Genomic DNA, 503 nt, shown 5'->3' with positions numbered 1-503 from the left:
ATGGGGGCGTTGGCATTTCTGGTCATCAGCGGCATTCTTACGCCCGGCGAGGCGTTGGCGGGGTTTGCCAATCCTGGTGTGATGACCATCGCGACGTTGTATGTGGTCGCGGCGGGGCTCAAGGAAACCGGGGCCATTCAGTGGATCGCCCATCGCCTGCTGGGGCAGCCCAAGCGCCTGCGCCAGGCGCAACTGCGGGTGTTGCTCCCGGCCTCGGGGCTGAGTGCCTTCATGAATAACACCACCGTGGTGGCGATGTTCATTCCCGCCATACAGGAATGGGCGGCGCGCCTTCGGTTGCCGACCTCCAAATTGCTGCTGCCGCTCAGCTACGCCTCGATACTTGGTGGTACCTGTACCTTGATCGGCACCAGCACGAACCTGGTCGTTGATGGCTTGTTGCAGAGCGAGCGCGGCATCTCGCTGCACATGTTCGAACTGGCCAAGGTTGGCGTGCCGCTGGTGCTCATCGCCGGGGGCTTTCTGTACCTGATGGCGGATCG

Annotated in this window: 1 protein-coding gene; it reads left to right on the top strand. The window is 62.6% G+C overall.

What is annotated here, in order from left to right:
- Window positions 1-503: SLC13 family permease (locus tag OP495_RS18755; RefSeq protein WP_280571302.1), on the top strand; the 503-nt coding region annotated here is incomplete at both ends.

This window comes from Chromohalobacter sp. 296-RDG, from assembly GCF_029889885.1.
Taxonomy (GTDB): domain Bacteria; phylum Pseudomonadota; class Gammaproteobacteria; order Pseudomonadales; family Halomonadaceae; genus Chromohalobacter.
Note: the sequence above shows the minus strand (reverse complement) of the source record. Positions and strands in the feature narration are given on the sequence as shown.